Annotated in this window: 27 protein-coding genes and 1 tRNA gene; 26 read left to right on the top strand and 2 right to left on the bottom strand. The window is 53.9% G+C overall.

The genetic code is table 11. The features are described from left to right. Positions 1 to 45: 45 nt before the first annotated feature. From trxA to mnhG, 8 genes are all read left to right on the top strand, one after another. The gene (gene trxA / locus KNP83_RS09490; protein WP_021066822.1) at positions 46 to 360 is read left to right on the top strand and encodes a thioredoxin; all 315 of its coding nucleotides are present in this window, start codon (positions 46 to 48) and stop codon (positions 358 to 360) included. A 373-nt stretch (positions 361 to 733) separates the two neighbouring features. Further along, positions 734 to 3163 (top strand): Na+/H+ antiporter subunit A, encoded by a 2430-nt coding sequence (locus KNP83_RS09485; protein ID WP_214762242.1) that lies wholly within the window; start codon positions 734 to 736, stop codon positions 3161 to 3163. Then, positions 3147 to 3584, top strand: a complete 438-nt coding sequence (locus KNP83_RS09480) for a Na(+)/H(+) antiporter subunit B (RefSeq protein ID WP_214762241.1) — start codon at positions 3147 to 3149, stop codon at positions 3582 to 3584. Before KNP83_RS09485 ends, KNP83_RS09480 begins: the two co-directional genes overlap by 17 nt. Next, positions 3584 to 3925: a Na(+)/H(+) antiporter subunit C gene (locus KNP83_RS09475; RefSeq protein WP_021066825.1), complete on the top strand. Its 342-nt coding sequence runs from the start codon at positions 3584 to 3586 to the stop codon at positions 3923 to 3925. Before KNP83_RS09480 ends, KNP83_RS09475 begins: the two co-directional genes overlap by 1 nt. Next, positions 3918 to 5399 (top strand): Na+/H+ antiporter subunit D, encoded by a 1482-nt coding sequence (locus tag KNP83_RS09470; protein WP_214762240.1) that lies wholly within the window; start codon positions 3918 to 3920, stop codon positions 5397 to 5399. The genes KNP83_RS09475 and KNP83_RS09470 overlap by 8 nt, the downstream gene beginning before the upstream one ends. 7 nt (positions 5400 to 5406) lie before the next feature. Further along, positions 5407 to 5886, top strand: coding sequence for a Na+/H+ antiporter subunit E (locus tag KNP83_RS09465; RefSeq protein ID WP_214762239.1), 480 nt, complete (start codon positions 5407 to 5409; stop codon positions 5884 to 5886). Continuing rightward, complete coding sequence (locus KNP83_RS09460) at positions 5886 to 6176, top strand: Na(+)/H(+) antiporter subunit F1 (protein ID WP_214762238.1); 291 nt, start codon at positions 5886 to 5888, stop codon at positions 6174 to 6176. Before KNP83_RS09465 ends, KNP83_RS09460 begins: the two co-directional genes overlap by 1 nt. After that, complete coding sequence (gene mnhG, locus KNP83_RS09455) at positions 6154 to 6513, top strand: monovalent cation/H(+) antiporter subunit G (protein ID WP_214752612.1); 360 nt, start codon at positions 6154 to 6156, stop codon at positions 6511 to 6513. The genes KNP83_RS09460 and mnhG overlap by 23 nt, the downstream gene beginning before the upstream one ends. A gap of 37 nt (positions 6514 to 6550) precedes the next feature. Here the strand turns inward: mnhG and KNP83_RS09450 are convergent, their stop codons facing one another. Continuing rightward, positions 6551 to 7864, bottom strand: coding sequence for a dihydrolipoyl dehydrogenase family protein (locus KNP83_RS09450; protein ID WP_214762237.1), 1314 nt, complete (start codon positions 7862 to 7864; stop codon positions 6551 to 6553). A 72-nt stretch (positions 7865 to 7936) separates the two neighbouring features. On the opposite strand from KNP83_RS09450, the gene uvrC reads away from it, so the two are divergent. Further along, positions 7937 to 9721 carry an excinuclease ABC subunit UvrC gene (uvrC, locus tag KNP83_RS09445; protein WP_214762236.1) on the top strand — a complete coding sequence of 595 codons (1785 nt, stop codon included), beginning with the start codon at positions 7937 to 7939 and terminating at the stop codon, positions 9719 to 9721. Continuing rightward, positions 9718 to 10524 carry an aminoglycoside adenylyltransferase domain-containing protein gene (locus tag KNP83_RS09440; RefSeq protein WP_214762235.1) on the top strand — a complete coding sequence of 269 codons (807 nt, stop codon included), beginning with the start codon at positions 9718 to 9720 and terminating at the stop codon, positions 10522 to 10524. The genes uvrC and KNP83_RS09440 overlap by 4 nt, the downstream gene beginning before the upstream one ends. 46 nt (positions 10525 to 10570) lie before the next feature. On the opposite strand, the gene KNP83_RS09435 is transcribed toward KNP83_RS09440, so the two are convergent. Continuing rightward, positions 10571 to 10963, bottom strand: coding sequence for a YslB family protein (locus KNP83_RS09435; RefSeq protein ID WP_235045180.1), 393 nt, complete (start codon positions 10961 to 10963; stop codon positions 10571 to 10573). Positions 10964 to 11186: 223 nt separating this feature from the next. Between KNP83_RS09435 and KNP83_RS09430 the strand changes: the two genes are divergently transcribed. The 16 genes from KNP83_RS09430 (at position 11187) to KNP83_RS09355 (ending at position 26214) form a co-directional block, all read left to right on the top strand. Further along, positions 11187 to 11804 carry a succinate dehydrogenase cytochrome b558 subunit gene (locus KNP83_RS09430; protein ID WP_021066834.1) on the top strand — a complete coding sequence of 206 codons (618 nt, stop codon included), beginning with the start codon at positions 11187 to 11189 and terminating at the stop codon, positions 11802 to 11804. A gap of 15 nt (positions 11805 to 11819) precedes the next feature. Next, positions 11820 to 13577 (top strand): succinate dehydrogenase flavoprotein subunit, encoded by a 1758-nt coding sequence (sdhA, locus tag KNP83_RS09425; RefSeq protein ID WP_214762234.1) that lies wholly within the window; start codon positions 11820 to 11822, stop codon positions 13575 to 13577. Then, the gene (gene sdhB, locus KNP83_RS09420) at positions 13574 to 14374 is read left to right on the top strand and encodes a succinate dehydrogenase iron-sulfur subunit (RefSeq protein ID WP_214752627.1); all 801 of its coding nucleotides are present in this window, start codon (positions 13574 to 13576) and stop codon (positions 14372 to 14374) included. Before sdhA ends, sdhB begins: the two co-directional genes overlap by 4 nt. A gap of 9 nt (positions 14375 to 14383) precedes the next feature. After that, positions 14384 to 14824, top strand: a complete 441-nt coding sequence (locus tag KNP83_RS09415; RefSeq protein WP_214762233.1) for an acyl-CoA thioesterase — start codon at positions 14384 to 14386, stop codon at positions 14822 to 14824. 71 nt (positions 14825 to 14895) lie between these two features. Then, on the top strand, positions 14896 to 15159 hold the full coding sequence (locus KNP83_RS09410) for a phosphocarrier protein HPr (protein ID WP_021066838.1): 264 nt from the start codon (positions 14896 to 14898) through the stop codon (positions 15157 to 15159). Positions 15160 to 15275: 116 nt separating this feature from the next. Next, positions 15276 to 16082 carry a glutamate racemase gene (racE, locus tag KNP83_RS09405; RefSeq protein ID WP_285222555.1) on the top strand — a complete coding sequence of 269 codons (807 nt, stop codon included), beginning with the start codon at positions 15276 to 15278 and terminating at the stop codon, positions 16080 to 16082. After that, entirely contained in the window at positions 16075 to 16824 is a 750-nt protein-coding gene (gene rph, locus KNP83_RS09400; protein WP_214762232.1) for a ribonuclease PH, read from the top strand. The genes racE and rph overlap by 8 nt, the downstream gene beginning before the upstream one ends. After that, positions 16821 to 17411: an XTP/dITP diphosphatase gene (locus tag KNP83_RS09395; RefSeq protein ID WP_214762231.1), complete on the top strand. Its 591-nt coding sequence runs from the start codon at positions 16821 to 16823 to the stop codon at positions 17409 to 17411. The genes rph and KNP83_RS09395 overlap by 4 nt, the downstream gene beginning before the upstream one ends. 5 nt (positions 17412 to 17416) lie before the next feature. Continuing rightward, entirely contained in the window at positions 17417 to 17929 is a 513-nt protein-coding gene (locus tag KNP83_RS09390; protein WP_214762230.1) for a metallophosphoesterase family protein, read from the top strand. Positions 17930 to 17988: 59 nt separating this feature from the next. Then, positions 17989 to 18062: transfer RNA gene (locus KNP83_RS09385), tRNA-Arg, on the top strand. Positions 18063 to 18184: 122 nt separating this feature from the next. Further along, positions 18185 to 19090: a hypothetical protein gene (locus KNP83_RS09380; protein WP_214762229.1), complete on the top strand. Its 906-nt coding sequence runs from the start codon at positions 18185 to 18187 to the stop codon at positions 19088 to 19090. A gap of 88 nt (positions 19091 to 19178) precedes the next feature. Next, positions 19179 to 20471 carry a trigger factor gene (gene tig, locus KNP83_RS09375; protein ID WP_214762228.1) on the top strand — a complete coding sequence of 431 codons (1293 nt, stop codon included), beginning with the start codon at positions 19179 to 19181 and terminating at the stop codon, positions 20469 to 20471. A 210-nt stretch (positions 20472 to 20681) separates the two neighbouring features. Next, a complete protein-coding gene (gene clpX / locus KNP83_RS09370; RefSeq protein WP_214762227.1) occupies positions 20682 to 21950 on the top strand; it encodes an ATP-dependent protease ATP-binding subunit ClpX in 1269 nt (422 codons plus the stop codon). Between the two features lie 70 nt (positions 21951 to 22020). Further along, positions 22021 to 24321, top strand: a complete 2301-nt coding sequence (lon, locus tag KNP83_RS09365; RefSeq protein ID WP_021066846.1) for an endopeptidase La — start codon at positions 22021 to 22023, stop codon at positions 24319 to 24321. Between the two features lie 3 nt (positions 24322 to 24324). Beyond that, on the top strand, positions 24325 to 24921 hold the full coding sequence (gene yihA, locus KNP83_RS09360) for a ribosome biogenesis GTP-binding protein YihA/YsxC (protein ID WP_214762226.1): 597 nt from the start codon (positions 24325 to 24327) through the stop codon (positions 24919 to 24921). Positions 24922 to 25035: 114 nt separating this feature from the next. After that, positions 25036 to 26214 carry an AI-2E family transporter gene (locus KNP83_RS09355; RefSeq protein WP_214762225.1) on the top strand — a complete coding sequence of 393 codons (1179 nt, stop codon included), beginning with the start codon at positions 25036 to 25038 and terminating at the stop codon, positions 26212 to 26214. Positions 26215 to 26251: the final 37 nt, after the last annotated feature.

Raw genomic sequence — 26251 nt, 5'->3', positions numbered from 1 at the left:
GTGATTTATTCGACTCTCACATCTTACTGGGGAGGTATTTACCAAATGGCTATTAAACATGCAACGACTCAAACATTCGAACAAGAAGTAAAAGAGGGCGTCGTCCTCGTCGATTTCTGGGCAGCTTGGTGTGGACCGTGCCGCATGATTGCACCGGTACTCGAAGAGCTTGACCAAGAGATGGGCGACCAAGTCCAAATCGTCAAACTCGACGTTGACGAGAACCCAGAAGTAGCGGGCGCTTTCCAAATCCAAAGCATCCCGACACTTATGATGTTCAAAGACGGACAACCTGTTTCGAAAACAATGGGCTTCCAACCAAAAGAAGCACTCAAAGAGTTTATCGCGACAGCACAATAATCACGTACAGCCGACCGGGCAACCGGTCGGCTGTTTTTTGTTGGGCGTGTTAGGGAAGAAGGAGTTTAGTCGTGTCGCATGGAATAACAACGGTTAAGGTTCGGTACGGATTAAGAGCGAGAATTCGGAAAAATCACTAGCTGAAAACGCATACATATAAACTGCGATTCTAACTTTTTTTCGTCGCTTTTTGTCGACTCCCTTCATATTTAACAGTTTGGGAATTTTTGAAGAGACCGGAAAATGCGGCAAGGTTTTATCATGGAAACAGACTGAAAATTTACGCTATACTCATGAAGAAGACATGATGGCGTCAAGTGACCTTAATAATTGACCCATCGTATGTAAGACTCTGTTCGAAGGAGGAATTTTCTTGTCGGTGTTACATTTAGCTATCTTATTGCCGCTTCTCGCGGCACCGTTCATCCCGTTCTTGTTCCGGGCGCTGAAACGAATCCATACGGGTTGGTTCGTGTTAATCGTTCCGGTCGTCCTATTCGTGTACTTCTTCCGCTTCATCGGAATCACGAGTGCGGGGGACGTGGTGACGGAAACGGTCGAATGGATGCCATCGCTCGGCATCAACTTCACGGCCTACGTGGACGGGCTCGGACTATTGTTTGCCCTCCTGATTACAGGGATTGGGGCGCTCGTCGTCTTGTATTCGATTTATTACTTGAATAAAGACAAAGAGTCGCTCGGTCATTTTTATGTGTATCTGCTCTTGTTCATGGGCGCGATGCTCGGTGTCGTCCTCTCGGACAACATGGTCGTCATGTACATGTTCTGGGAACTCACGTCGATTTCGTCGTTCCTCTTGATCGGGTACTGGTACGAAAAAGAGCGCTCGCGCTACGGGGCGCGTAAATCGATGTTGATCACCGTGTTCGGTGGGCTGTCGATGCTCGGGGGGATTGTGATTCTCGAGTCGATTGTCGGCTCGTTCAGCATCCGCGAGATGGTTTCCAATCAGGCGGTGATTGCGGAGAGCCCGTTCTTTATCGCGGCGATGATTCTCATCTTGCTCGGCGCCTTCACGAAGTCGGCGCAATTCCCGTTCCACATCTGGTTGCCGGACGCGATGGAAGCACCGACCCCGGTCAGTGCGTACCTCCACTCGGCGACGATGGTCAAGGCCGGTCTCTATCTCGTCGCACGGATGAGCCCGGTGTTCCAAGAGTCACCGATTTGGCTCTGGACAATCGCCGCGGTCGGGACGTTCACCTTGTTCTGGGGCTCGTTCAACGCGGTCAAACAGACCGATTTGAAAGGGATTCTCGCCTTCTCGACGGTCAGTCAGCTCGGTCTGATTATGTCGCTCCTCGGCCTCGGTGCCGCGGCGCTACATTATGACGGCATGGATGACAACATCTATATGGTCGCGACGATCGCCGCGATCTTCCATTTGATTAACCATGCGACGTTCAAAGGCTCGCTGTTCATGATGGTCGGGATCGTCGACCACGAGACGGGGACGCGTGACATCCGCAAACTCGGCGGTCTCATGACCGTCATGCCGATCACGTTCACGATCGCCGTCATCGGTTCGTTGTCGATGGCTGGGTTACCGCCGTTCAACGGCTTCCTCAGTAAAGAGATGTTCTTGAAGGCGACGACGAAAGTGTTCTCGATGGACTTCTTCGCGCTCGATACGATCGGTATCTTGATTCCGGTCGTCGCGTTCATCGCGAGCGTGTTCACGTTCATCTACAGCTTGATCATTTTCACTCGGACGTTCATGGGCAAAGCCCAGTTCGACAAGTTGCCGAAACAGCCGCACGAGGCACCAATCGGGATGCTCATCCCGCCAATGATTCTTGCCATCCTCGTCGTCGTGCTCGGTTTCGTGCCGAACGTCTTATCGAACTCGCTCATCAAACCGGCCGTCGAATCGATTTATCCGACGCTCGTCGCAAGCGGACAAGACGTCAAAGTCGACATCTACTTCTGGCACGGATTGACGCCTGAACTGTTCATGACGATCGGTGTCATCTTGCTCGGGACGCTCATGTTCTACACAATCAACAAGTGGATGGGCATCTATAACCGGATCCCGCACCGCTTGACGCTGAACGGCATGTATGACGGGACGCTCGTCTGGTCGAACAAGGCGGCGTACCGCTTCAAAGATAACTATATGACGGGCTTCATCCGCTCGTACTTGGTTTACATCTTCTTGTTCTTGTCAGGCATGATGTTGTTCTCGATGTATTGGTTCGATTTGTTCAACTTCTCGTTCGGCGAGATGGAACCGGTCGCGCCGTATGAATACGTCCTCGGGGCCGTCATCATCTTGGCGGCGCTCGCGATCACGTTCATGCGCTCGCGTCTGCCGTCGATCATCTTGCTCGGTGTCGTCGGGTATTCGGTCGCATTGTTCTTCGTCTTCTTCAATGCACCGGACCTCGCGTTGACACAGCTCGTCATCGAGACGGTATCGGTCGCTTTGTTCTTGCTCGTCTTCTACCATATGCCGGAGATCAGCAAGAAAGAAGTACGCGTCAAATTCAAAATCGAGAATGCAATCGTCTCGATTATCGTCGGGGTGACGGTCATGCTCCTCAGCTTCATGGCGTTATCGAACCGTTCCCTGTCGTCAATCTCAGAGTACTATAAAGAAAACGTCTATGATTTGGCAGCCGGGAAAAACATGGTCAACGTCGTCCTTGTCGACTTCCGTGGCTTTGATACGTTGTTCGAGATCGTCGTCCTTGCCATCGCGGCCATCGGGATTTACACGATGATCAAATTCAGAACGACAGAACGTACGAAAGGAGCACGTGAACATGAACCGAAAAAATGATCAAGTCAATGACGTCATCTTACAGACGGCCGCGGTGATCATCTTCTTCATCATCATCGTGTTCTCAATCAACCTCTTCTTCGCCGGGCACTACTCGCCAGGCGGAGGGTTCATCGGTGGTTTGATGACGGCCGCGGCGCTCGTGTTGCTGTTGCTCGCCTTCGATTCGAAGACGCTCGCCAACGTGCTCCCGTTCGATTATCGCAAGATGACGGCGCTCGGTCTCGCTATCGCGTTACTGACGTCGCTTCACAGCATCTTCTGGGGCCGTCCGTTCCTGACGCATGCTTACGACAAGTTCGACTTGCCGCTTCTAGGCGAACAGACGCTTCACACGGCGATCGCCTTCGACCTTGGCGTCTACCTTGTGGTCATCGGTGTGACGATGACGATCATTCAAACGATTGGAGAGAGTGAATAATGGAAATCTTCGTTAGCATCATCATCGGTGTCTTGACGATGAGCGCTGTCTATATGATTCTCTCAAAGAGTTTGTTGCGCATCATCATCGGCACCGGCCTGCTCAGTCATGCCGCCCACTTGCTCGTCTTGACGATGGGTGGGCTGAAGACCGGAGCGGCACCAGTCCTCGTCGACGGGGTGACGGAATATACCGATCCGCTCCCGCAAGCGCTCGTCTTGACGGCCATCGTCATCAGCTTCGGGGTGACCGCGTTCTTCCTAGTGCTCGCGTATCGGGCCTATCAAGAACTGAATACGGATAATATTGAGGAAATGAAAGGAACGGAATCGAATGATTAACTTACCGATCTTTCCGATTGTCATCCCGGCGCTTGCGGCCATCATTCTCCTCTTCGCGCCAAAGCAGATTCGTCTGCAACGCGGAGTGGCACTCGGGGCTTTACTTGTAACGTTTGCGATGACGGTGGTACTCATCTTCACCGTCTCACAAGACGGCATCTTGACCGTCAACTTAGGAAACTGGCCGGCACCGTTCGGGATCACGCTCGTCTCGGACATGCTGTCGGCATTGCTCGTCGCCACGGCGACATTGATTGTCTTCTTCATCGTCTGGTTCGCGACCCATTACTTCTCGGACGCGTATGAATCGAATTACGTCTACGTCGCGATGCTGTTCCTCCTCGTCGGGGTGAACGGTGCCTTCACGACAGGCGATATTTTCAACTTGTTCGTCTTCTTCGAAGTGTTCCTCATCTCGTCGTACGTGCTCATCGTCCTCGGTGGGAAAGGGGTCCAACTTCGCGAGTCGATCAAGTACTTGCTCGTCAACGTTATCGCCTCGGCCCTGTTCGTCATGGCCGTCGCGTTGCTGTACGGAACAGTCGGCACGCTCAGCTTGGCCGACCTGGCACAAAAGATTCCGCTCGTCGAGAATCAATCTGTCATCGTCGTCATCGGTGTGCTGTTCGTCATCGTCTTCGGGTTGAAAGGGGCACTCGTCCCGCTTCATTACTGGCTCCCGGGCTCGTATGTCGTGGCACCGACGCCGATTCTCGCCATGTTCGGCGCGCTCTTGACGAAAGTCGGGGTGTACTCGATTTTACGGACGTATACGCTCTTGTTTGACGGCGGGGCGTTTACCCAGACCTTCTTGATCGTCCTCGCAGTGTTGACGATCGTCATCGGGATGATCGGCGCCATCGCCTACAATGACGTCAAATTGATTATCATCTACAACATCATGATCGCGGTCGGCGTCATTCTGTACGGAATCGCGCTCGATACGCAGACGTCGCTCGAAGGGGCGCTCTACTACTTGATTCATGACATGCTGATTAAGGCCGCCTTGTTCATGCTCGTCGGGATGATGATCGGCATCACCAAGTCCGGGCAGTTGCGCGACATGGGTGGTTTGATCACCCGCTTCCCGCTGTTCGGCTGGACGTTCTTCATCGCCGCCTTGTCGCTCGCCGGGATCCCTCCGCTCAGCGGATTCTTCGGGAAACTGTTGATCGTTCAAGGGGGAATCGCCGAGGGCAGCCTGTTCGGACCGCTCCTCATCTTGCTGTCGAGTTTGTTCGTTCTCTTCTCTGTCATCAAAATCTTCTTGTACGGATTCTGGGGCGAAGAGAAGCGTGCCTATGACGGCCCGCTCGTGCCGCACATGAAGAAACTCATCGTGCCGACGTTCTTGCTCGTCGCCGTCGCCGTGGCCTACGGGTTCGGCGCCGAGGCGATGCACCCGTTCATTACCCAGGCAATTGAACCGCTCGTGCAACCCGAAATCTATATCGATGCCGTGATTAAGGAGTGATTTAGAGATGGCTTACCAACTACTCATCAACTTTTTCCTGGCGTTCATTTGGATGTTCTTCACGGGTACGTTCACGACGAGCGGATTCATCATCGGCTATTTGCTCGGATTACTCGTCATCTTCATGATGCGCCGCTTCTTCAAGAACACGGATTTCTATTTCATCCGCGTCTTGAAACTGTTTAAACTGTTCTTGATTTTCTGCCGCGAGCTCGTCCTCGCCAACGTCGAGGTGCTCCGGCTCGTCCTCAGCCCGAAACTGAAAATCCAACCCGGCATCTTCCGGTACCATACCGAGCTCGATTCAGGGTGGAAGGTTAGTTGGCTGTCGATGCTCATCACGCTGACACCAGGGACGCTCGTTGTCCAAGTGTCGGACGACAATAAGACGCTCTATATCCACGCGCTCCATATGCCGGATAAAGAGTCGCTCAAGCAAGGTATTTACGATAACTTTGAGACGAAGATTAAGGAGGCGACCAGCTAATGTTAGATATCATCATTTACGTGGCGCTCGCCATCCTCGTGCTCGCCATGCTCGGTATGTTGTATCGGGTCGTTAAAGGACCGACGACGGCAGACCGTGTCATCGCGCTCGACTCGATCGGAATCGGCTTGATTTCCGTCGTCTCGCTGTTGTCGATTCTGCTCGACACGACGATGTTCTTCGAAGTCATCCTCTTGCTCGGGATTTTAGCCTTTATCGGAACGGTGGCGTTCTCGAAATTCCTTGAGAGAGGAGAGATCATCCAACATGACCGCAACAATGATTTATGACATCTTGACCGGTGTCTTCACGATCATCGGGGTATTCTTCACCGTCGTCGCGGCCATCGGTCTCATCCGGCTGCCGGACATCTACTCACGGGCCCATGCGGCCTCGAAGAGCGCGACGCTCGGCGTCATGTTCGTCTTGTTCGCGGCGCTCCTGCACGTCTGGGTCGACCAGCGTGTCTTTGACGCACGGCTCCTGCTCGGCCTGTTCTTCGTCCTCTTGACGGCTCCGGTCGGCGGGCACTTGATCGCCCGGGCAGCTCACGCCCAAGGCGTCAAGCTCTGGGACAAATCGCTCCAGGACGCGTTGCAAGAAGATAAAGATAAAGGAATCGAATGACGAAAGGCTCTTCCATCGGGTGATGGAAGAGCCTTTTTTAGATGAGATAGGAGACATCGGACGCGGACGTCGGATACGCGAACTCCAAGTGTTTGACCTGTTGATGGGTCATATTGTTTTGTATAATGAATGAGAACAAGTTGATCAGTTCCGGCGCGTGTTGCCCAATCAAGTGGGCACCGAGCACATGACCGTCCTTGCTGAGCAAGATGCGGGAGAATGCGGTCGTGTCGTTGATACGCTCATACGTGAGGAAATGGGACAAGTCGTTGTCTTTACATTCATAATCGATGCCTTGCGCTCTGGCCTCATCGACCGTCAGCCCGACTTTGGCGATGGGCGGTGTCGTGAAGACGACCGTCGGGGCCGGACGCTCGGGCAACGGACGCGTATTGTTGCGGAGCAGGTTGAGCGCGGCGATGCGTCCTTCCTGACCGGCGAATGGGGTGAGGGCCGGGTTGCGGCTCTTGGCGACGTCACCGGCCGCATAGACGTTCGGATTCGTCGTCTGCAAGTACTCGTTGACCACAATACCGCCATGGTCGGAGTCGATACCGGCTGCGTCCAAACGCAACCGCTCGATGCTCGGAATCCGTCCGGTGGCGTTAAGCACGAGCCCTTCTAGGGTAGAGTCATCTGATAACGTCACGACGTCGCCATTGATGTCGATCGGCTCGATGCCGTAGCGGACATCGATCCCAATGTGCATCGTCTCATCGACGAGTCGCTTGACGACTTTGCGGTCGAATGGTTTAAGTGCCCGTGACCGGACGAGGAGCGTCACGTCACATCTGAACCGGCGCAGGATATGAGCGAACTCGAAGGCGATATAGCCGGCACCGACGATGATGACGTGTTGCGGCAACGTGTCGAGGTCGAAGACGTCGTCGCTCGTGATGGCCTGATCTCCACCGGGAATATCGAGCGGACGCGGGATTTGGCCCGATGCGATCAAGAACTGATGCGCCGAGATTTCATGTCCTTCGATGACGATTGAATCTTCATCGATGAAGTGCGGCTCGCCTTCGAACAGGTCGATGCCATGTTTTTTCCAATGATGCATCTTCGTCGTCGGGACGGCAAAGCGGTACTCGTCGACGCGACGTTTGAAGGCGTGCCAATCGAGCGTCAGCTCCCCGGTCACACCGAGCGGCTTCATCCGCTCCGCCCGGGCAATCAGCTCGGCTCCTTCCGCGAGCATCTTTTTCGGGTCACACCCGCGCTGCGGGCACGTCCCGCCGAACGTCCAATTCTCGACAATCGCAATTTGTTTACCGGCGTTACGTAATACGCTGGCGGCCTGGTTCGCTGCCGAGCCGCTGCCGATGATGATGACATCGTACCGTTTCATTACAAAACCCTCCCTCTGAGACTTCATCAATTTTTTCCCGTCTGGAAGGAACCTAAACTGAGGTGATTGAATTTGAGTCATTCTGACCACATTAAACATAAATTGGCGCTGCTCCCGGACGAGCCCGGCTGTTACTTGCATAAGAACGAGTACGGGGAAATCATTTACGTCGGGAAAGCGAAAAATCTGAAGAATCGGGTCCGGTCGTATTTCACCGGGGCGCACGACATCAAGACGATGCGGCTCGTGGCCGAGATTCGCGACTTCGAATATATCGTCACGGCGAGCGAACTCGAGGCACTGCTGCTCGAGATGACGCTCATCAAAAAGCACGATCCGAAATACAACATCCGCTTGAAGGATGACAAGTCGTACCCGTACATCAAAATCACGAACGAGCCGTACCCGCGGCTGCTCACGACGCGGAAGTTGAAGCGGGACGGCGGCTTCTATTTCGGGCCGTATCCGAACGCCTATGCGGCCAATGAGACGAAGCGGTTGCTCGACAAGCTGTATCCGCTCCGGAAATGCCAACCGATGCCGCGCAAGCTCTGTCTGTATTACCACATCGGGCAGTGCCTCGGGCCGTGTGAGATTGCCATCGACACGGACGAGCAAAAGAACATCGTCCAAGAGATTCGACGCTTTCTGAACGGGGAGACGAGTGAGACGCTCGCCAAGCTCCAGGTCGACATGGGCAAGGCGGCCGAGGAGATGCAATTCGAACGGGCGGCCGAACTCCGGGACCAAATCCGGGCCGTCGAATCGATTATGAACAAACAGAACATGATTACGGCCGACCCAACGGCGCGCGACGTCTTCGGCTATACGATTGACCGGGGCTGGATGTGTGTCCAAGTGTTCTATATGCGGGGCGGTAAGATGATCGAACGCGACGTGTCGTTGTTTCCGCTTCACGGGGAACCGTCCGAGGAGCTCGAGAGTTTCATCGTCCAGTTTTATGAGCAGAACGTCGTGCCGAAGGAAGTGCTCGTCCCAGAGATCGTCCGTATCGACTTGTTGAACGAGGCGATCGGCACGAAAGTGATGCAACCGAAACGGGGCGCGAAACGGCAACTGCTCGACTTGGCGACGAAAAATGCAGGCATCGCCTTGAACGAGAAGTTCGAATTGCTCGCCCGCGACGAGGAGCGGACGCTCATGGCGATGCGGGAACTCGGCGAAGCGATCGGCATCCCGAACTTGTCGCGTGTCGATATCATCGACAACGCCAATATCCAAGGAGCGGACGCCGTCTCGGCGCTCGTCGTCTTCGAGGACGGCAAGCCACTCAAGAAGGAATACCGCAAATACAAGATTCGTACTGTCCAAGGACCGGACGACTACGAGACGATGCGAGAGGTCGTCCGCCGTCGATTCCGCCGTCTGTTGACGGAAGAGAAACGTCTGCCGGACTTGCTGTTGATTGATGGGGGCATCGGGCAATTGAACGCCGCCCTCGACGTCCTGCAAAACGAGTTCGGGCTCGACTTGCCCGTCGGCTCGTTGAAGAAAGATGACCGTCACCGGACGAGCCAGCTCTTGTTCGGGGAAGGCGGAGGAGTCATCGAATTGAACTCACGCTCGAGCGCGTTCTATTTGCTCCAGCGCATGCAAGACGAGGTCCACCGCTTCGCCATCACGTTCCACCGCAGCCTGCGGACGAAGAAGATGACGAAGTCGGTGCTCGACGACATCCCGGGCGTCGGACCGAAACGGCGCCAGCAGTTGATTCGCCATTTCGGGTCGATGAAGCAGATTCGTCTCGCCTCGCTCGAACAGTTGAAAGAAGCGGGACTACCGGAGAAGTTGGCCGAGACCGTCATCCAATACGTCCATGAGGAGACCGATGAATGAACCGAGACGCGCTAGCCAATTTTCCAGACGAGACATCACCTTTTATTGAACAGTTCGTGCGTGACTTGGCGAACGTGACTGACGCGATTCGACATGCATACGTGCACGGATCTGTGACGATGGGAGGGTTTCATCCGCGACAGAGTGACGTCGATTTACTGTTCGTGAGCGACCGAGACCTATCGGACGAGGAACGGCTCGGTTTGATGCGACTGTGCCTGGCGACATCGACGCAGCCGTATCCGCTCGAGTTGACCGTGCTGACGGAACAAGCGTTACAAGAATGGGTCCATCCGAGTCCGTTCGAGTTTCATTATAGTGAGCAGTGGCGCATGCGGTTGGAAAAAACATCGATTGACGAGCTGCTCCATGAGCAACGCGGGATGACGGATCCGGATCTGGCCGCCCACCTCAAAGTCATCATGGAGCGGGGCCGTGTCTTATTCGGGGCCCCGATGAATGAGTTGGTGGTCGGCTTTGAGGATGAACACTACCGCGAAGCGATCAAGGACGACGCGTTGGATTGCTTGAGCTCGCTTGATAACCACCCCGTGTATAGCGTATTGAACCTTGTGCGAGTGATAGCGTACGAGACGGACGGACGTGTTCTCGCCAAACGAGAAGTGCTCGAGTGGGCGAAGCGACAACCGATTCCGTCTGATCTTCTGCACGTCATTCAAAAAGCGGCAGCGGCGTATGCAGGCGAAGACAGCACGTTCTCAAGGTCGGAACTCATCGACTTTTATATCTTCGCCAATGAGCGTCTCTTCCAGTATGAAGACACGGATGAGTCGGAGGATTGACGCAAAAAGAAAGGGCCGATGCGAATCAAATCGCATCGGCTCTTCGTCATTCATACGTATCTTTTCGGTCTAGTTGGACGGTGATGTGGACGGCCTTACGCGTCACGTCGGCGTATCCTTCGGCGACGCATTGGAAACGACCCGCAATCTGTTCGGCTAAAAATCCAGCCTCGAGCTGGAAGTAGCCCGTTGCCTTTTCTTGGGTCGCGGGCGGGGGCGTGAGCTCGAACAAGAATTTATTTCCTTTTTCTTTCAACAGCGTCAAATCTCCCCAGCCTGCCTCGCTAAAGAAGGCGCTCAGTTCTTCATTGGGCATGACCGGGAACTTGCGTGCGACCCGTTTACCCGACCAATAGATGACTTGGGCGTAATCATCCCCAAGCAAATCCGTCAACACATAATCGCGCAACAGTTCAATCGCGAAAGTGGGTTGGCTCATCGTTTCCATCTTCTTCCATCACTCCAATCTCTCTATACCATTATAACGACGAAACGACATTTGGTCACCGGGTATTTTGCAAAAGAATGTGGCACAAATCGGTCGGGTTGTCTTGTCATACAAAATTCACAAGAGTAGAATAGGAGACAGAAAGCTATATTTACATTTGAAAACGCTTTTATTTACAAAACGAGCCAAGGGCTCGTACAAAGGGGGAACTAGAATGGCTTCGCAGCGTGACTATTTCAGTCGTAAAGTCCATTCGCTACTTGGGGTCATCCCAATCGGCCTGTTTTTGATCGTCCACTTGTCGGTCAACTACTATATCGTCGATGGGGTGGAGTCGTTTAACAAGGCAGCAAAATTCATGGAGAGCTTACCGTACTTGTACTTCCTTGAAGTCACCATCATCGCATTGCCGATGATTTTCCACGGCGTGTATGGCGTGTATTACGCGTTCCTCGGTTCGATCAACACGAACCGTTACTCATACGCCCGTAACTGGATGTACATGCTCCAACGCTTCACGGGCGTCTTCCTCGTCATCTTCATCGCATGGCACGTTTGGGAAACGCGCTTGGCGAAATTGCGTGGCGTTGAAGTGAATGCGGAGATGATGCAAAACATCGTCGACAATCCGCTCATGCTCATCTTCTACATAGTCGGGATCCTCTCGGCTACGTTCCACTTCGCGAACGGTCTCTGGTCGTTTGCCATCACGTGGGGGATCACACAGTCGCCTCGTTCACAGCGCTTCATGAGCTACGTCTCAGGCGCCGTCTTCTTGGCACTATCTTTTGTCGGCATCCGTTCAATCTTGACGTTCGCGGGCATCTTGTAATAGGGGGAAAAGTTCATGGCAAATCAAAGTTTGATCGTCATCGGTGGCGGTCTGGCTGGACTCATGGCGACAATCAAGTCGGCTGAGATGGGTGTTCCGGTAAAACTATTCTCGCTTGTACCGGTCAAGCGTTCACATTCAGTTTGTGCACAAGGCGGCATCAACGGTGCCGTCAACACGAAAGGGGAAGGGGATTCTCCTTGGCAACACTTCGATGATACGGTCTATGGGGGCGATTTCCTTGCCAACCAACCGCCGGTCCAAAAGATGGCGGAAGCGGCACCGAAAATCATCCACATGTTCGACCGGATGGGAGTCATGTTCAACCGGACGCCAGAAGGTCTTCTCGACTTCCGTCGCTTCGGCGGCACGCTCCATCACCGCACGGCTTACGCCGGTGCGACGACAGGGCAACAGCTCCTCTACGCGCTAGACGAGCAGGTTCGTCGCTATGAGGCGCAAGGTCTCGTCGAGAAATATGAAGGCTGGGAATTCCTCCGGGCCATCATCGACGAAGCAGGCGTCTGCCGTGGTGCGGTCTGTCAGGATTTACGCTCGATGGAAATTAAAGCGTTCCCATCGGATGCGGTCATCCTCGCGACCGGCGGCCCAGGTGTCATCTTCGGTAAATCGACGAACTCGGTCATCAACACCGGCCAAGCGGCTGGAGCGGTCTACCGTCAAGGCGCGGTCTACGCGAACGGCGAGTTCATCCAAATCCACCCGACGGCAATCCCGGGGGACGACAAGCTTCGTCTCATGAGTGAGTCGGCACGCGGTGAAGGCGGACGCGTTTGGACATATAAAGATGGCAAGCCATGGTACTTCCTTGAAGAGAAGTATCCGGCCTACGGAAACCTCGTGCCGCGTGATATCGCGACGCGTGAGATTTTCGACGTCTGTGTCAACCAGAAGCTCGGCGTAAACGGCGAGAACATGGTGTACCTCGACTTGTCGCATAAAGACTCGAAAGAGCTCGACATCAAACTCGGCGGTATCCTCGAGATTTACGAGAAGTTCGTCGGTGACGATCCACGTAAGGTCCCGATGAAAATCTTCCCGGCCGTTCACTATTCGATGGGCGGACTATGGGTCGATTACGACCAGATGACGAACATCCCAGGCTTGTTCGCAGCTGGGGAGTGCGATTACTCGATGCACGGTGCGAACCGTCTCGGTGCCAACTCGCTCCTCTCGGCCGTATATGGCGGAATGGAAGCCGGTCCGGCTGCCGTTCAGTACATGCGCGGTCTCGACCAAGCGACAGAGAGCGTGCCAGAAGCGCTCTTCAACTTCAACGAACGTGAAGAAATCGAGCGGTTCAACGATATCCTCGCGATGGACGGTACGGAAAACGCGTATCAAATCCACCGTGAGCTCGGTGAACTTATGACCGACAACGTCACGGTCGTTCGTTACAACGACAAACTTGAAGCGACGGACCTCAAACTCCGTGAGCTTCGCGAACGTTACAACAACATCTCCGCGACCGATACGGCACGCTGGAGCAACCAAGGGGCCTCGTTCATCCGACAGCTCGACCACATGCTCGACCTCGCACGCGTCATCACGCTCGGCGCATTGAAACGCGACGAGAGCCGTGGCGCGCATTACAAACCGGACTTCCCGGAACGTGATGACGAGAGCTTCATGAAGACGACGATGGCACGTTACGACAATGGGGAAGTCGATATCTCGTTTGAAGAGATCGACGTTTCGTTAATCCCGCCACGTAAACGGGATTACTCGAAGAAAGGGGCGAAGACGAAATGACGACGCCGATGCAAGCAGACCAAAAAGACATTCGTTTTATCATTGAACGCCAGGACGGGCCGGATCAACCGACCTATACAGAAGAGTTCACCGTCCCGTACCGTCCGAATATGAACGTCATCTCGGCGCTGATGGAAATCCGCCGGAACCCGGTCAATGCGAACGGGGACAAGACGACACCGATCAACTGGGACATGAACTGTCTCGAGGAAGTGTGCGGTGCTTGTTCGATGATTATCAACGGCAAGCCGCGCCAATCGTGTACGGCACTCGTCGATAAACTCGAGCAGCCGATCCGTCTGTCACCGATGAAGACGTTCCCGGTCGTCCGTGACCTTCAAGTCGACCGTCAGCGCATGTTCGACGCGTTGAAAAAAGTGAAGGCGTGGGTTCCGATTGACGGAACGTACGATCTCGGACCAGGACCACGGATGCCAGAGAACAAGCGCCAATGGGCGTATGAACTATCAAAATGTATGACGTGCGGTGTCTGCCTCGAGGCATGCCCGAACGTGAACGACAAATCGAACTTCATCGGACCGGCCGCTATCTCGCAAGTCCGTCTCTTCAACTCGCACCCGACCGGCGCCTTCCATTCGGAAGAACGTTTGGAAGCGCTCATGGAAGACGGTGGCCTCGCACAGTGCGGAAACGCACAAAACTGTGTCGAAGTTTGTCCGAAAGGCATTCCGCTCACGACGTCAATCGCTGCGATGAACCGTCAGACGACGCTCCACTCGTTCAAATCGTTCTTCGGTAGCGACAAAGGCCGCACCGGTTCTGCGGTCGAGGCGTAAGGGGTACGGATGACGAAGTACTTCCGGGAAGCCGATTGGGAAACACGTGTCAGAGCAGGGGTCGCGCTAGACGTCAAAGTCCGATTCTCGGAGTGCGACCCGTACGGCCATATGAATAACACGATTCCGTTCATCTATTTCGAGGATGCGCGAATCGAGTTGCTTGAAGCGACTGGGTTCTCGTTGAAAGATGGGTTCGTCGTCGTGGCGGACGCTCAGTGCGACTACGTCCGCCAAGTGATGCCGCGCCAATCGATCAAGGTGTATGCCAATGTCTTGACGGTCGGAAACACTTCATGTGATATTCATTACGGGGCATATGATGGGGACCAGCTCATGTTCGCGGGGCGCACGAGCCTCGTGCACTTGTCGAAATCCGGTCGTCCGACCGAATGGACTCCAGAATATAAAAATCGCTTGCAGAATTTTTGCGAATCCGCTATCATTTGATAATGAGTTCACAAACAATTATTTTGCAGGTCCGCCTGTAGAATTGAAATTTGAAGGGAGACTATCACGTCATGGAAAAAACGTTCACAGTCGTTGCAGATTCAGGAATTCACGCTCGTCCAGCTACACAGTTGGTTAACACAGCTTCTAAGTTCCAATCAGATATCAACCTTGAGTACAACGGTAAAACAGTAAACCTCAAGTCAATCATGGGTGTTCTTTCACTCGGAATCGCTAAAGATTCTACAATCAAAATCACTGCAGCTGGTGACGATGCAGAAGAAGCGGTTAACACGCTTTCTGACATGCTCACAAGCGAAGGTCTTGCTCAGTAATTGAGCGACGGACGAGGCGGCCAATCGGCTACCTCGTCTTTTTTGTTTGTCACGAGACCGTTTCTTTTTCAGAATCGGCTTTTTTGGTAAGATAGATGGGAATGGAAGTGATGATCATGAAACGAGCGATTGGAGTACTCGATTCAGGAGTTGGCGGCTTGACGGTGGTCAAAGAACTGATGCGCCAACTCCCAAAAGAAGAAATTATCTATATCGGCGACACGGAACGGTGCCCGTATGGCCCGCGCCCGCACGATGAGATTGAAGCCTATACGTGGGAACTGATCGAGTTCCTGTTAAGCAAGAACGTGAAGATGATCGTCATCGCCTGTAACACGGCGACAGCGGTCGTCTTGAAAGAAGCGCGCAAACGCCTCAACATCCCGGTCATCGGTGTCATCGACCCGGGAGCCCGGGCGGCCGTCAAAGGCACGCGCAATAAACATATCGGCGTCATCGGCACGAAGATGACGATTGAGAGTAACTCGTACGAGACGGCACTCCGGCACGTGGCCGGCGAGATTGATGTGTATTCGCTCGCCTGTCCGCCGTTCGTCCCGCTCGTCGAAGCCGGCGAACTCGACGGGGAACGCGTCCGTACGATCGTCGCCGAGACGATTCGGCCGCTCCAGTCTTCTGAAATGGATACGCTCATCCTCGGATGCACGCACTATCCACTTCTCGCCCCGGTCATTCAAGACGTCGTCGGACCGGACGTCCACTTGATCTCATCCGGTGATGAGACGGCGCTCGAAGTGGCGGCCATCTTGGACTTCAAAGAGCTCGAGAACGACCTCGACACGGTCCCGGCGCACCAGTTTTATGCGACGGGGGACGTCGTTATCTTTGACCGACTCGCGACAGAGTGGCTCGGTCAGCCCGTGAGAGCGGAGAAAGTAGAGGTGTCCGGTGTCGATGCGTAACGAAAGAAAGCAAGACGAGCTTCGGCCCGTCGAAATCGTTCCCCATGTGAGCAAGCATGCGGAAGGATCGGTCCTCATCTCAATCGGGGACACGAAAGTCATCTGTACGGCGACGGTCGAAGAACGCGTCCCGAATTTTTTGCGCGGCAAGAAGTCAGGCTGGATCAACGCCGAGTACGCCATGCTCCCGCGCGCGACCGGCAACCGCACGGTCCGTGAATCGGTCCGCGGGAAACAGTCAGGCCGGACGATGGAGATTCAGCGTCTGATTTCGCGTTCACTCCGCTCGGTCGTCGATTTAGAACGGCTCGGCGAACGGACGATTTGGATTGACTGTGACGTCATCCAAGCGGACGGAGGCACGCGCACGGCCTCAATCACCGGTGGTTTCTGCGCCCTCGTCCTCGCGGTCGACGCGCTCATCCGTCAAGGCAAGCTCGACGACACGCCGATTAAAGAAGGTGTCGCGGCCATCTCGGTCGGACGGACCGATGAACTTCTCCTCGACTTGAACTACGAAGAAGATGCCGCGGCCGAGGTCGACATGAACGTCGTCATGACGGCGAGCGGACGCTTCGTCGAAGTGCAAGGGACGGGGGAAGAAGCAACATTCACGTTGCTCGAGATGAACGAGATGCTCCAGATGGCCCAGAGCGGGATCGAGACGCTGTTCAAAGCGGCCGAAGACGCGCTCGGTGCCTCATGGTGGTATGTCGGGGAACAATTGGAGGAGACAACATGAAACTCATCGTCGCAACACGCAATAAAGGGAAAGTCGTAGAAATCGAAGGCATGCTCACGCCGCTCGGCTTTGAGGTCGAATCATTGCTCGACTATCCGGACGCACCGGAGACGGACGAGACGGGCACGACGTTCGAGGCGAACGCCGAACTGAAGGCGACGGAAGCGGCTCGCTACTTCGGCCATGCCGTTCTCGCTGACGACTCGGGGCTTGAAGTCGACGCGCTCGACGGGGCACCGGGTGTCCATTCGGCTCGCTTCGCCGGACCTGAGAAATCGGACGAGGCGAACAACGCGCTCTTGCTCGAGAAGTTGAACGGCGCGACGGACCGGACGGCACGCTTTATCTGTGCCCTCTGCCTGGCCAAACCGACGGGAGAGACGTTGACGGTACGCGGTACGATCGAAGGGACGATCGGCTACGCGCCTCACGGGGAGAACGGTTTCGGTTATGACCCGCTCTTCATCGTCCCGTCGCTCCATAAGACGGCAGCCGAACTCGAACGCGACGAAAAGGCGGCGGTCAGTCACCGCGGTCAAGCACTACGAAAGTTAGAGGCAGAAATCATTCCGTTCATGAAAGGGTGACCCGTATGCGTTTTCTCGTAGTCAGTGACAGTCACGGATTGACAGAAGAACTATCGATCATCTTCAATCGGCACGAACAAGAAATTGATGACGCGTATCATTGCGGCGACTCGCAACTCGCGCTCGTCGACGAGCATCTGCTCCCGTATCACACGGTGCGCGGCAATTGCGACTTCGGCGGCGACTTGCCGCTCGAACGAATCGAGGAGACGGCCGAAGGGACAATTCTCATCGTTCATGGCCATCACCACGACGTGAAGTACGACTTGAACCGGTTGCGTTACCGGGCGGAAGAGGTCGGGGCGAACGTCGTCTTGTTCGGCCACTCGCACGTCGCCGGGGCGTTAATTGAGGACGGGGTGCTCTACGTGAACCCGGGCTCGATTCGGATGCCGCGTGGACGGAGTGACAAGACGTATGTACTGATGGATCTCGAGAACGGACAGGCGAACGTCCGCTTTTATCGGTCCGAGGACGGTTCGGCCGTCAAGGATCTCGATGTGAGCGGAAAGCTGTGACGGAATGAAAAGAAGGAATTGACAGCAAACCATTTTTCTATTATAGTTTTCTTGTCAATGTCCCAATAGCTCAGCTGGATAGAGCAACGCCCTTCTAAGGCGTCGGTCGGGGGTTCGAATCCCTCTTGGGACACTTCCATTTAAAATAGAGATAGCCTCCACGGAGGTTGTCTCTTTTTTCGTTTTTCGGGGTATTGATTGACAACGAATCGATTCCTAACGGAAGATGGAGATGAATGGAAAGGGTGTGGAGAGATGGCAAAAGAGAAAGCGTACCCGTTTCCTGGGAACTGGTCGCGGCTTCAGAAGATGATTCAAGAAGCGGACACGGCTGGCGAACGGCAACGGGTCGAACCGATTCTATGGGATTGGTATGAGGCAGTGCCCGGTGATCCCTTTATTTTCATGGAGCTGTTCCAATGTCTGATGGAACGACCGGAAGAACCGGAGACGCTCGAGAAACTCGAAGAACTCGTCACGACTCAGATGACGGTGGCAGAAGAACCTGCAGCCGGAGGGCTTCAAATCGCCCAGTATTACATCATGCGTGACCAACCGTTCGAGGCGGCCCATTGGATCAATCGCTATCTCGAATGGCAAGAGAAGGCCGACCACGTCAACACGCAAGCACATCAAGTGTTGCAAGTGTTGAAGTTGACCGAATTTCCGGCCGCAATCGCCAAAGTGAAGCGAATCCTTCATCGTGGCGGAATCGGCGAACAAATCGAGACGCTCGAACACGTCCATTTCAATATCGATGACGTCCTCGACAACGTCTTGAAAGAGCTCCTCGTCGCCGAACGTCCGAAGTTGATGAAGTTGATCGTGCTCCAAAAAGCGTTTGACGAGTTGCCGGTCATCGAATGGACGGACCTCGGGACGCGGCACCGGTTGACGCAAGATGAGGCGACCGTGCACACGCAAGCGTGGGAAGCGATGACGAATCAATTGCAGCGTGTCGTCTATGGCGATGAGATCGCGACACAGCTGCTCATGAACTACATGTATACGCATTACCCGTTCACACCGCAAGACGCGTCTGACGTGGAGGCGGCAATCGGGCAGGCAAAAACGGCCATCTTGCAACACGAGGAAACAGACGGCCTGGCCGCGGAAATCCTTGAGGCGGACATGCGTTTCACCGAGGCGTTTCTAGACTAAATCCTTGTGTGCAGTCGTCGGATTTATGCTATAATACGGATTGTTGTACATTCTTGTACGTATAAATGAATTGTTGGAGGGACTTAGCATGACAGCAAAATGGGAAAAAACATCAGGTAGCCAAGGCGTACTCACGTACGAAGCACCTGCAGAAGCTTTTGATAAAGCAGTCGACGCCGCATTTAAAGATGTCGTCAAAACTTTGAACGTGCCTGGCTTCCGTAAAGGGAAATTGCCACGCCCAATGTTCAACAAAATGTACGGAGAAGAAGCGCTCTATCAAGATGCGCTCGATATCCTCTACCGTGACACAGTCCAAGGTGCGGTCGAAGAAGCTGGTTTCGAACCAATCGCTCTCGAAAACATCGATGTAGACGGCACGCTCGAAAAAGGCAAACCAGTAACGTTCAAAGTAACGTTCGTTGTTGAGCCAGAAGCTGAGCTTGGCGAATACAAAGGTCTCGAGTACGAAGCTGTTGAAACAACAGTCACTGACGAAGAAGTTGCAGCTGAACTTGACGCGCTTCAACAGCAAGGCGCAGAGCTTGCTGTCAAAGAAGGCGCAATCGAAAACGGCGATACAGCTGTCTTTGATTTCGCAGGTTTCGCTGACGGAGAGCAATTCGAAGGCGGCACAGCTGAGAACTACACGCTCGAAATCGGTTCAGGCCAATTCATCCCTGGATTCGAAGAGCAAATGGTCGGCTTGACGGCTGGCGAAGAAAAAGACGTTGAAGTAACATTCCCTGAAGAGTACCACGCTGAAAACTTGGCGGGTAAACCAGCGACATTCAAAGTCAAACTTCACGAAGTCAAAGCGAAGCAAGTTCCTGAGCTCGACGACGAGTTCGCAAAAGACATCGACGAGTCAGTCTCATCACTCGACGAGTTGAAAGCGAAAATCCGTGAGCGTTTAGAAACTGCGAAGAAACAAGAAGCGGAAGGCACAATGCGCGACCAACTCGTCGAGCAAGCAACAGCTAACGCAACAATCGACGTACCTGCAGTACTCGTTGACCAAGAAGTAGACCGCATGGTTCAAGAGTTCGGCACACGTGTTTCTTCACAAGGAATCGACCTCGACATGTACTTCCAGCTCACTGGAACGACTGAAGAAGCGATGCGCGAAGAGATGAAAGAGCAAGCTGAAGAGCGCGTTAAAGCTCGTCTCGTCTTGAAAGCAATCGCTGAGAAAGAAGCGATCGAAGTGTCTGACGAAGATGCTGAGAAAGAACTCGAAGAAATGTCTAAACTTTACAACATCGCGCCGGATCAACTCCGCACGATGCTCGCGCCACAAGGCGGAATCGAGACACTTAAAGGTGACCTCAAATTCCGTAAAGCGATCGACGTTCTCGTTGAAAACGGGAAAGCGAAGTAATCGGATGACAGAAGGACGGCTGCTCAGCAGTCGTCCTTTTTTTCGTCACGACACTTTGCATGTGTTTATCTTTGATGAAGTGATTTGTTCATGCTACAATTATTGCAACGCAGAGATGTAAATGTCTTTTCACGGTGCATGTGCACCTGGGAATACAAATAGGCGATTTATCGCACTTACATCCATTTTCATTTAGAAGGGGTGTACCGAATGTTCAAATTTAACGAGGAAAAGGGGCAACTCAAGTGCTCGTTTTGCGGAAAATCGCAAGAACAAGTCCGTAAATTAGTCGCCGGTCCTGGCGTATACATTTGTGACGAATGTATCGAACTTTGCAATGAAATCGTTGAGGAAGAGCTAGGTGTGGAGGAAGAAGTCGAATTTAAAGACATTCCAAAACCACAAGAGATTCGTAACATCCTAGACGATTATGTTATTGGTCAAGACCGCGCCAAACGTGCGCTTTCAGTAGCCGTCTATAACCACTATAAACGTATCAACGCCGGTGGCCGTTCGGATGATGTCGAGCTTTCGAAGTCGAACATCGTCATGATTGGACCAACTGGTAGCGGTAAGACGCTTCTCGCTCAGACGATGGCTCGCGTCTTGAACGTCCCGTTCGCAATCGCGGACGCGACGAGCTTGACGGAAGCCGGTTACGTCGGGGAAGACGTCGAGAACATCTTGCTCAAGTTGATTCAATCGGCTGACTATGATGTCGAGAAGGCTGAAAAAGGGATTATCTATATCGATGAAATCGATAAGATTGCCCGCAAGTCGGAAAACCCATCGATTACGCGTGACGTATCGGGTGAAGGTGTTCAGCAGGCACTTCTTAAAATCTTGGAAGGTACGGTCGCAAGCGTACCGCCGCAAGGTGGACGTAAGCATCCGCATCAAGAGTTCATCCAAATCGATACGACGAACATCTTGTTCATCGTCGGCGGCGCGTTCGCTGGCATCGAAGCGGTCGTCAAACGCCGCATCGGGAAGAAAGTCATCGGCTTTGGGAACGACCAAGAGAACCGCGAGTTGACGCAAGAAGACTTGCTCGCCCGCGCACTTCCGGAAGACCTTCAGAAATTCGGATTGATTCCTGAATTCATCGGTCGTTTACCGGTCATGGCGACGCTCACGACGCTTGACGAGGAAGCACTCGTCGAGATCTTGACGAAGCCGAAGAACGCCCTCGTTCGTCAGTACGAGAAAATGCTCGAACTCGACGATGTCGAACTCTCGTTCACCGACGAGGCATTGATTGAAATTGCCAAACTTGCCATCAAACGTAAGACAGGCGCACGCGGTCTCCGCTCGATTATCGAAGAAATGATGCTCGATGTGATGTTCACTGTCCCATCGCGCGACGATATCGAGAAAGTCATCATCACGGATGAAACGATTACGGGTCTTGCCGGTCCGAAATACGTCCTTCGCGATGGTACTGTCGAACAGACAGGCGACAATAAAGAGACAGCATAATTTTGAACGAAGAAGGCTCAAACACTCGGCACATCCGAGTTTTGGGCCTTTTTGCACAGGAGGCGTTGTAATGGAACAATTACCAATCCTTCCTTTGCGTGGAGTCGTGGTGTATCCGCTCATCGGAGTGACAATCGACGTGGGGCGTCCGCTCTCCCTACGGGCACTCCTTGCCGCAAAGGAACACGAGACAGATTTGATTGTTGTGACACAAAAAGAGACGGGGAAAGAATCACCTGAACCGGAAGACTTGTACGCGATCGGGACACGCGTCCATATCGCCAAGATGAGCGAGCTGTCGAATGAGACGGTCCGCGTCCGCTTGGTCGGGAAAGAGCGCGTCAAGATCAACTCTATCGAAGAGACGAAGGAAGGCTGGTTCGCGGACGTCGAACCGCTCGAACTCGTCGAAGGGGAAGAAGTCGAGCGGACGGCACTCGTACGCCTATTGAAAGAACAGTTCGGCAAACTCGTCGGGTCCATCAAAGGCTTGTCACCGGACGAGCGCCGTCGTTTCGAGATGTATGAGCGGCTCGAGTCGTTGACCGACTATATCGCGTCGAAGCTCGACGTCGACGTCGACATCCGCCAAGCGATGCTCGAAGAACCGGACGCGGTCAAACGCGGCTTGGAGCTGCTCGAGATTATGACGCATGAGGTCGAAATCATCGAGCTCGAGCAAGAGTTGCGCGAACGGACGAAAAAGACAATCGAACAGGCGCAAAAGGAATATTATTTGCGCGAACAGATGAAGACGATTCAGCAAGAGCTCGGCGACCAGTCGCAAGAGTCTGAACCGAACCGTCTCCGTGAGAAGCTCGAGGCGCTCGATTTGCCGGAGACGACACGGAAGAACGTCATGCGGGAAGCCGAGCGGTTGAACGTCGTCCCGGCGACGTCACCCGAGTATGCCGTCATCCGCAACTACCTCGACTGGATTGCTTCGCTGCCGTGGGGCATCGAGACGGAAGACAAACTTGACGTCAAGCACGCGGCCGATGTGCTCGATGACGACCATTACGGGCTCGAATCGGTGAAAGACCGCATCCTCGAATATTTGGCGGTCCGTCAATTGACGAACTCGCTCCGCGGACCGATTCTTTGTCTTGCCGGACCTCCAGGGGTCGGGAAGACGTCGCTCGCCCGCTCGATCGCGTCGGCGCTCGAACGTCACTTCGTCCGCGTCTCGCTCGGTGGGGTACGGGACGAGGCTGAGATTCGTGGGCACCGCCGTACGTACATCGGGGCGATGCCAGGCCGCATCATTCGTGGCTTGAAACAGGCCGAAAGCAAGAACCCGGTGTTCTTGCTCGACGAGATCGACAAGATGGCGTCCGATTTCCGGGGCGACCCGGCGTCGGCCATGCTCGAAGTACTCGACCCGGAACAGAACGTCTCGTTCTCGGACCACTATATCGAGGAACCGTTCGACTTGTCGAACGTACTCTTCATCGCGACGGCGAACGACGTCTCGCAAATTCCGGCGCCGCTCCTCGATCGGATGGAACTCATCCAAATCGGCGGCTACACGGAACTCGAGAAAGTCGAGATCGCCAAGCGTCACTTGGTACCGAAGCAATATAAAGAGCACGGCTTGAAGAAGAGCCAACTCACGATTAAAGAGGACGCCTTGTATGAAGTCGTCCGCCGTTACACGCGTGAGGCCGGTGTCCGGAACTTGGAACGCGTCATCGGTTCTCTCTGCCGGAAAGCGGCGAAGCAAATCGCCATCGGTGAGAAGAAACGCGTCACCGTCTCGTTGAAGAGTCTCGGCGACTACCTCGGGAAACCGAAGTATCGCTACGGCAAAGGGGAGACGGAAGACTCGATCGGCGCCGTCACCGGACTCGCCTACACGGCGTTCGGGGGCGATACGCTCACGATCGAGGTCGCGCTCGCACCTGGTAAAGGCAAGCTCCAGTTGACGGGGAAACTTGGTGACGTCATGCAAGAGTCGGCGCAGACGGCGTATAGCTACGTCCGTTCGAACGCAGAGCGGTTCGGGATTGACCCGACGTTCTACGAGCGCCAAGACGTGCATATCCACGTCCCGGAAGGTGCCGTCCCGAAAGACGGTCCATCGGCCGGCATTACCATCGCAACGGCGCTCATCTCGGCATTGACCGGTAAAAAAGTCCGCCGCGACATCGGGATGACCGGGGAAATCACGCTCCGCGGCCGCGTCCTGCCAATCGGCGGGTTGAAAGAGAAAGCGCTCGCCGCGCACCGCGCCGGCTTGACGACGATCGTCATTCCGAAAGACAATGAGCGTGACATCGATGACATTCAAGACACCGTCCGTGAGAAACTGACGTTCGTCCCGGTCACGACGCTCGATCAAGTATTAGAAGTAGCATTTGGAGGAAATTAAATAATGAAAATCACTAAAGCAGAATTCGTCACGAGTGCTGTCGCACCGGACCATTACCCAATTCATGAGTTGCCGGAAGTCGCACTCGCCGGACGTTCGAACGTCGGGAAATCATCGTTCATCAACAAGATTTGTCAGCGCAAAGCACTCGCACGGACGTCTTCGAAACCAGGGAAGACACAGACGCTGAACTTCTTCAACATCAACGATGAAATCATGTTCGTCGACGTCCCGGGCTACGGCTACGCAAAAGTCTCGAAGACGGAGCGTGAGAAGTGGGGCGTCATGATGGAGCAATATTTGACGTCACAGAGCGCGCTTCGTGGCGTCGTCCTGTTGGTCGATATCCGTCATGAGCCGACAGGTGACGACGTGACGATGTACAACTTCTTGAAGCATTACGAGATTCCGGTCATCGTCGTGGCGACGAAGCTCGATAAAATCAAGAAGGCGCAACGTCAAAAGCATGAGGCGGCGGTAAAACGCAAGCTTCAGTTTGACCCGTCGGACCGGTTCGTCGCATTCTCGGCGGAGACGGCAGAAGGAAAAGACGAGGCATGGAAAGCGATTTACGATTTATTGACACGCGAAGAAGATTGACCGAAGACGAGGGCAGCCCCTCGTCTTTTTTGTTTTTAGGGTTACGAGAGCGGGTAAGTATCGTATAATTGTCCTAATTACATAAGACAAGAGAATAGTTAATGAGGTGGAAAGATGCAAATCATGTTTCAGAACAAATGGTACCGCTTTTTATTTTGGACGCTGACGATTTTCTTGGTCATCTGGGTCGGGACGGAAATTTCTTTCGTGTTCCAACCAATCCAAGTCATTTTGGCGCTCGTCACGGTACCGCTCATCATTGCCGGACTTTTTTATTATTTCTTAGTCGGGATTGTCGATTTCTTAGAGAAACGGATGGGCGGCAAGCGGCCGCTCGCTGTCGGCATCACGCTTGGAGGACTCGTCCTCGTGTTCACGCTCGTCTTCAGCATCCTCGGACCGGTGCTCGCGGAACAGGTGACATCGCTCGTCAACGCGATGCCGAGCATTGCCAAGGAATTACAGCAACAGGCGTTCGCCGTTCGTGACTCGCTCATGCAAAACGAGTTCTTGTCACGCTTCATCGCCGAGAATGACGACATGTTCACCGACTTCACGAACAACGTGACGTCGTATCTCGGAGACGTCTTTGGGAATATCGCCTCATCCGTCGGTCGTCTCGTCGGCTTCATCACGTCGGCCGTCATCACGATTGTCGTTATTCCGTTCATGTTGCTTTATATGCTGTTAGACGGGAAACGACTTCCAGACTCAATCGTGAAGTTGTTGCCGTCGAGCTATGAGCGTGAGACACGCAACATCTTGCATGACATGCATACGACGGTGAAGAACTACGTCCATGCCCAGTTGATCGTGGCGTTCTTCGTCGGAATCACGTCGCTCATCGGATTGTGGATTATCGGACTCGATTATGCGATCTTGCTCGCACTCTTCATGATGGTGACGAACATCATCCCGTATGTCGGACCGTTCCTCGGTGCGGCACCGGCCGTTGTCGTCGCCTTCATCCAAGATCCGATTAAAGTGCTCTGGGTCATCGTCGTCATCATCATCGTTCAACAGATCGAATCGAACGTCATCTCGCCGCTCATCCAAGGCAAGTCGCTCAAAGTACACCCGCTGACGATTATCATCGTCTTGCTCGTCGCCGGGAACTTGGCCGGGATTATCGGGATGCTCATCGCGGTTCCATTCTATGCGGTGGCGAAAGTCGTCGTGAAAAATATCGTCCGCATTTACAAGCTGAGGGAACGGAAGCATTACCTCGAAGCGGAAGAGGAAGACAAGGTACAAGAAAGTACAATCATCACCGATCCATCCTCTCTAAAATGAGGAATCAAGTAGAAATGGTCTCTATGTCCGTTTCTAC

Origin of the sequence: Exiguobacterium sp. s146, assembly GCF_018618415.1 — a bacterium.
Lineage (GTDB): Bacteria > Bacillota > Bacilli > Exiguobacteriales > Exiguobacteriaceae > Exiguobacterium.
This window is presented reverse-complemented; position numbering and strand designations above follow the sequence as displayed.

Bases quoted from the DNA above. Each gene is read 5' to 3' on its own strand.
- mnhG (WP_214752612.1), top strand. From the start codon at position 6,154: ATGACCGCAACAATGATTTATGACATCTTGACCGGTGTCTTCACGATC.
- KNP83_RS09430 (WP_021066834.1), top strand. From the start codon at position 11,187: ATGGCTTCGCAGCGTGACTATTTCAGTCGTAAAGTCCATTCGCTACTT.
- KNP83_RS09380 (WP_214762229.1), top strand. From the start codon at position 18,185: ATGGCAAAAGAGAAAGCGTACCCGTTTCCTGGGAACTGGTCGCGGCTT.
- KNP83_RS09440 (WP_214762235.1), top strand. From the start codon at position 9,718: ATGAACCGAGACGCGCTAGCCAATTTTCCAGACGAGACATCACCTTTT.
- KNP83_RS09390 (WP_214762230.1), top strand. From the start codon at position 17,417: ATGCGTTTTCTCGTAGTCAGTGACAGTCACGGATTGACAGAAGAACTA.
- tig (WP_214762228.1), top strand. From the start codon at position 19,179: ATGACAGCAAAATGGGAAAAAACATCAGGTAGCCAAGGCGTACTCACG.
- KNP83_RS09410 (WP_021066838.1), top strand. From the start codon at position 14,896: ATGGAAAAAACGTTCACAGTCGTTGCAGATTCAGGAATTCACGCTCGT.
- KNP83_RS09355 (WP_214762225.1), top strand. From the start codon at position 25,036: ATGCAAATCATGTTTCAGAACAAATGGTACCGCTTTTTATTTTGGACG.
- clpX (WP_214762227.1), top strand. From the start codon at position 20,682: ATGTTCAAATTTAACGAGGAAAAGGGGCAACTCAAGTGCTCGTTTTGC.
- lon (WP_021066846.1), top strand. From the start codon at position 22,021: ATGGAACAATTACCAATCCTTCCTTTGCGTGGAGTCGTGGTGTATCCG.
- trxA (WP_021066822.1), top strand. From the start codon at position 46: ATGGCTATTAAACATGCAACGACTCAAACATTCGAACAAGAAGTAAAA.
- KNP83_RS09460 (WP_214762238.1), top strand. From the start codon at position 5,886: ATGTTAGATATCATCATTTACGTGGCGCTCGCCATCCTCGTGCTCGCC.
- KNP83_RS09435 (WP_235045180.1), bottom strand. From the start codon at position 10,963: ATGAGCCAACCCACTTTCGCGATTGAACTGTTGCGCGATTATGTGTTG.
- yihA (WP_214762226.1), top strand. From the start codon at position 24,325: ATGAAAATCACTAAAGCAGAATTCGTCACGAGTGCTGTCGCACCGGAC.
- KNP83_RS09450 (WP_214762237.1), bottom strand. From the start codon at position 7,864: ATGAAACGGTACGATGTCATCATCATCGGCAGCGGCTCGGCAGCGAAC.
- KNP83_RS09480 (WP_214762241.1), top strand. From the start codon at position 3,147: ATGAACCGAAAAAATGATCAAGTCAATGACGTCATCTTACAGACGGCC.
- sdhB (WP_214752627.1), top strand. From the start codon at position 13,574: ATGACGACGCCGATGCAAGCAGACCAAAAAGACATTCGTTTTATCATT.
- KNP83_RS09465 (WP_214762239.1), top strand. From the start codon at position 5,407: ATGGCTTACCAACTACTCATCAACTTTTTCCTGGCGTTCATTTGGATG.
- KNP83_RS09475 (WP_021066825.1), top strand. From the start codon at position 3,584: ATGGAAATCTTCGTTAGCATCATCATCGGTGTCTTGACGATGAGCGCT.
- KNP83_RS09415 (WP_214762233.1), top strand. From the start codon at position 14,384: ATGACGAAGTACTTCCGGGAAGCCGATTGGGAAACACGTGTCAGAGCA.
- sdhA (WP_214762234.1), top strand. From the start codon at position 11,820: ATGGCAAATCAAAGTTTGATCGTCATCGGTGGCGGTCTGGCTGGACTC.
- racE (WP_285222555.1), top strand. From the start codon at position 15,276: ATGAAACGAGCGATTGGAGTACTCGATTCAGGAGTTGGCGGCTTGACG.
- KNP83_RS09470 (WP_214762240.1), top strand. From the start codon at position 3,918: ATGATTAACTTACCGATCTTTCCGATTGTCATCCCGGCGCTTGCGGCC.
- KNP83_RS09395 (WP_214762231.1), top strand. From the start codon at position 16,821: ATGAAACTCATCGTCGCAACACGCAATAAAGGGAAAGTCGTAGAAATC.
- rph (WP_214762232.1), top strand. From the start codon at position 16,075: ATGCGTAACGAAAGAAAGCAAGACGAGCTTCGGCCCGTCGAAATCGTT.